The organism is Actinosynnema sp. NPDC023658, assembly GCF_040639995.1.
Classification (GTDB): Bacteria; Actinomycetota; Actinomycetes; order Mycobacteriales; family Pseudonocardiaceae; genus Actinosynnema.
Genome location: NZ_JBFAAX010001326.1, coordinates 1 through 1,314, shown reverse-complemented (window position 1 = coordinate 1,314; position 1,314 = coordinate 1). Strand labels below are relative to the sequence as shown.

At 74.4% G+C, this 1,314-nt stretch carries 1 protein-coding gene; it reads right to left on the bottom strand.

Annotation, left to right across the window (positions count from 1 at the left end; all coding sequences use genetic code 11):
• Window positions 1-83: 83 nt before the first annotated feature.
• Entirely contained in the window at window positions 84-1,097 is a 1,014-nt protein-coding gene (locus AB0G02_RS40685; RefSeq protein ID WP_360806024.1) for an SDR family oxidoreductase, read from the bottom strand.
• Between the last annotated feature and the right edge of the window lie 217 nt (window positions 1,098-1,314).

Sequence of the window (1,314 nt, the reverse complement as noted above, 5' to 3'; positions counted from 1 at the left end):
CCGCTCCCGCCCGGGCTCCCGGGGGCGGCCGGGTGCCGGTCCAGCGGGGACCGCGGTCGCCGTGCGGCGGCACGGCGACGACTTCAGCGGTCGGTGTGGCCGCGCTTGGCGGTACGCCGGTGCAGGCGGCTCACCACGGCGGTGAGCACCTCACCCGGCCTGGGCAGGCCGCGGGCCACGGAGGTGAAGGCGCTGCGGTGCAGCACCCGACCGGGGTGGCTGCCGTGCACGCGCCCGGGTTCGTCCAGCGGCGCGTCGAAGTTGTCGACCCCGTTGTCCGGCCGGTCGTTGCGCAGGCTGTTCACACCCAGTCGGCGCAACGACAGCAGCGCGTCGGTCACCGCCGGGGACAGGCGCTGCCCCAGGTAGAACGCCACGGCCGAGCCGCCGACCGGGATCTCCCGGCGCGGGTGCGAGGCCGCGAACACGATGCTGTCCGCGACCAGCTCCGGCGCGTACACCGGGGCCGGCGGCTTGGGCAGCGCCCCGAACTTGCTGCGCGAGTGCTCGAAGAACGGCGTGTCCATCGACGCGGGCAGGATCGTGGTCACCGCGATCGGCTCGCCCTGCTGCGCCAGCTCCATCCGCACGCAGTCGTAGAAGCCCCGCAGGGCGAACTTGCTGGCCGTGTAGGGCGCGTGCAGCGGTAAGGAGCGCACACCCTCGACCGACGCGATGCCGATGATCGACCCGCCGCCGGCGCGGCGCAGCGCGGGCAACGCGGCCTGGACGCCGTGCACCTGGCCCAGGAAGTTCACCCGCATCACCCGGTCGTACTCCTCGCTGGTGATGTCCTCCACCCGCCCGAACACGGCGATGGCGGCGACGTTGACCCACGTGTCGATGCGCCCGAAGCGCTCCTCGGCGGCGTCGGCCAGCGCCTGCACGGCCGCGGGGTCGGCCACGTCGGTCGGCACGGCGATCGCCTGCCCTCCCGCGCCCTCGATCTCCCGCACCAAGCTCTTCAACGCCTGTGCGCCCCGTGCCGCGCACACCACCCGCGTGCCCTGTTCGGCGAACGCCAGCGCGGTGGCCCGCCCGATACCGGTGGACGCACCGGCCACGACGACGACCTGTTCGGATACCGGCCTCACCATCGTCACACCCCTCCGTTGGGTTTCACGATTCAGTGAGTACCCGCCGGAGCCGTCGCCACTCCCCGATCGGGGTGCCGGTACCGCCCGATCGGCCCGCGGCGGTGACCGTCGTCCGCCCGCGGGTGCCGGTCCGGACGGCTCAAGCGCGTCGCGGCCCGTGGCGAGCGCGCCGCGCGTCGACGTCGACGGCGGGCGCGTGCCGTGCGCACACGTCGGT

Bases quoted from the DNA above. Each gene is read 5' to 3' on its own strand.
- AB0G02_RS40685 (WP_360806024.1), bottom strand. From the start codon at position 1,097: ATGGTGAGGCCGGTATCCGAACAGGTCGTCGTCGTGGCCGGTGCGTCC.